This is a genomic window from Acinetobacter sp. YH12152 (assembly GCF_013418285.1).
Classification (GTDB): domain Bacteria; phylum Pseudomonadota; class Gammaproteobacteria; order Pseudomonadales; family Moraxellaceae; genus Acinetobacter; species Acinetobacter amyesii.
In genome coordinates this window covers 1-2,940 of sequence record NZ_VPCH01000102.1, presented here as the reverse complement: position 1 = coordinate 2,940, position 2,940 = coordinate 1, and the positions used below count along the sequence as shown (strand labels likewise).

2 protein-coding genes and 2 pseudogenes are annotated in these 2,940 nt (G+C 38.9%); 3 read left to right on the top strand and 1 reads right to left on the bottom strand.

The annotated features are described in order from the left end of the window. Positions 1 to 109: 109 nt before the first annotated feature. The 3 genes and pseudogenes from FTU83_RS17010 to FTU83_RS17000 all read left to right on the top strand — a co-directional run bounded on the left by FTU83_RS17010 (position 110) and on the right by FTU83_RS17000 (position 2,337). Positions 110 to 922 (top strand): hypothetical protein, encoded by an 813-nt coding sequence (locus FTU83_RS17010; RefSeq protein WP_180107468.1) that lies wholly within the window; start codon positions 110 to 112, stop codon positions 920 to 922. Positions 923 to 992: 70 nt separating this feature from the next. After that, positions 993 to 1,570: pseudogene (locus FTU83_RS17005) on the top strand (transposase); the annotation flags it as partial. Between the two features lie 62 nt (positions 1,571 to 1,632). Continuing rightward, positions 1,633 to 2,337: an IS6-like element IS1008 family transposase gene (locus FTU83_RS17000; RefSeq protein ID WP_001067783.1), complete on the top strand. Its 705-nt coding sequence runs from the start codon at positions 1,633 to 1,635 to the stop codon at positions 2,335 to 2,337. 52 nt (positions 2,338 to 2,389) lie between these two features. On the opposite strand, the pseudogene FTU83_RS16995 reads toward FTU83_RS17000, so the two are convergent. After that, positions 2,390 to 2,872: pseudogene (locus FTU83_RS16995) on the bottom strand (IS66 family transposase); the annotation flags it as partial. Positions 2,873 to 2,940: the final 68 nt, after the last annotated feature.

Here is a 2,940-nt window from a genome sequence, read left to right as displayed (position 1 = left end):
CAAGTAACTTGGACCAGTGTTGATCATTTAGCATTGTTCGAGGCATAGCGAGTGTAAAATTGGGTTTGGCGATTTAATTTTACTATCTCGCTATTTTTTTAATCAACAAATGTCAACAGACCCTAAAGTGCAAGGTCCTTTTTCTAAAATATTTCTACTGAATATTCTCATAATGACAGGTAGTGTTGTTCATGCTGTTGAAGTTAAGCCATTCAAACTTATAAAGAATAAGGAAGGCTATCCAGAAAATATTGAATTATATAAAATCACAAATAAATACAGTGAGTTATATATAAAACAGTATCCATTTTCTATTGAGAACAGTAATAGCAATGCTGGTTTTATTAGTGAGATCGATCCACAATGTGAAATCTTAGAAAAGGTATATAAACAACAGCAAACTACTTATGTTGTAACAAGTACATGTGGTGCATGGTTTGGCATGAGTAGTCCAGAAAGCCATTATGTTATATATGAGTTTAACGATGTATCAAAATTAATTAAATCTGAAACTATTAAATTTAAAGAGTCATTAGATATTACGGTCTCGGAGCTGAGTTCAGGTATAAAAATAGCATCAAGTCCAAGTCCAAAAACTGGGAAAAAATATAATTATGAATATAAAAATGGGAGCTTATATGACTTCTCAACATCTATGAATAGAAATTTAGTTTCAAAAGAGAATGATAGACTATGTAAGGGATTCTATAATGTATTCATAAGCTACGAATATGAATACAAGCCAGATGTAAAAGTAAACAGTATCTATGATATAGGTACTGCTAATTACAGTTGGGCATCACATAAAATTAAATCTACACCACGATTAGAAGAAAAGTTCCTCAGCTTGCTAAAAGCAAAAACTCCAGAACAAAGAAAACAAATATCTTACGAGAATTTCAAAAAAGAATATTGTGATTAGGTAATCCCCCCTAAAAATAATAGGATCTAAAAGTAGAATTTTCTCTTAAGATACGAGCAGGAGATTCTGCATGAAAACATCTAAATTTACTGACAGTCAGATCATGTCCATCTTGAAACAGGCAGAATCTGGCACACCTGTAGCGACCCTTTGCCGTGAACACGGCATGAGTAATGCTACCTTTTATAAATGGCGTGCCAAATATGGTGGTATGGATACATCATTAATGGCTCGACTGAAAGAGCTAGAAGCCGAAAATACCAGACTTAAAAAGATGTATGCGGAAGAGCGATTAAAGGCCGAAATCATCCAGGAAGCGATGGCAAAAAAGTGGTAAAGCCATCTTGCCGGCGTAAGATGGCACAACAGGCAGTTGCCCAGCATGCCATTAGTATTCGTTTGGCTTGTAAAGCATTTGGCATTAGTGAAATCTGCTACCGCTATCAAGCCAAACTCAGCGATGACAATGCACTCATTGCTGAACAGCTCATTGAACTCACTGAGGAAAATTCCGATTGGGGCTTTGGTTTGTGCTTCTCGTATTTACGGCATGTTGAGAGTTGCTGCTGGAATCACAAGCGGGTTTACCGCATTTACTGTGAGTTGGCACTGAATCTGCGTATTAAACCGAGAAGAAGACTAAAACGGGCACTGTTGCAAATAGGCTGACATGATAAGCTAAATATCTTATTTATTTCGAGATACAGCAGATGAATCCCTTCCACGGTCGGCACTTTCAAGGTGAAATCATTCTTTGGGCTGTTCGTTGGTATTGTAAATATGGCATCAGCTATCGTGAACTTCAAGAAATGCTCGCTGAACGAGGCATAAATGTGGATCACAGTACAATTTATCGTTGGGTTCAGCGTTATGCTCCAGAAATGGAAAAACGCTTACGCTGGTATTGGCGTAATCCTACAGATTTACATTCATGGCATATGGATGAGACTTATATCAAAGTGAAGGGGCGATGGACTTACCTGTATCGTGCAGTTGATCAACGGGGTCATACGATTGACTTTTACCTTTCCGCTAGACGGAACAGTAAATCAGCCTATAGTTTTCTAGGAAAGATCTTCAATACGGTGAAAAAATGGCAAATTCCACGGGTCATCAATACAGATAAAGCAGCGACCTATGGCCATGCTTTATCACGATTAAAGCGAGAAGGAAAATGTCCAGTAGATATTGAGCACAGGCAGATTAAGTATAAAAATAATGTCATTGAATGTGATCATGGTAAGTTAAAGCGAATCATCAGGGCCACATTAGGATTCAAATCTATGAAGACGGCTTATGCCACAATTAAAGGTATTGAAGTCATGCGTGCACTACGTAAAGGACAAGCATCGTCATTTTATTATGGTCAGCCTCAGGGTGAAGTGTGTCTAATCAACAGGGTTTTCGGTCTCTAAGCACTTTTAAAGGGAACATCATCGACTCAAATCTCTATTTGCAACAGTGCCCATCTTCGCCGATACGACGGAGTTGGCAGCCACAAGCACATTGGGTTGATGCAGGTTCATGCTCAATACGGATGGTGTGTAGATGATCTGGCAGTGGTCGACGTTTAGGTTTGTTGACTGTTGCTTTGTGTGTCACTGCATCGGTTTTATCTGCATTTAGCCGTTCCAGTTCTAGATCAACCGCGGCAATATCTTCTTCAACCGCTTCATCCCACAGATGGATTTGTTTTGCCGTTAAGTGTTCATTCTTTTGGGCGAATTTGTGCTTTTTAAACAGCGCCAGTTCATGCTCGTATTTTTGATTGAGAATAGAAAGATGTTGAACTTTAGAATCTAATTGCTGATTGGTGACTTCAAGATGTTGAACTCTGGCATCTAATTGCTGGTTTGATTGTGCTAGAGACTGATGCTGCAGCGCCAACTGCCTGGTGAATTCCAGCAGTTGTTCATGGGTCAGTTGGCTTAAGTCAGGCAGCGTATTCATGACCGCAGTATGCCTGAGGTCATGAGAAGAATGAAATAGAACGTTTGGAGAATAGCAGAATGGAACAG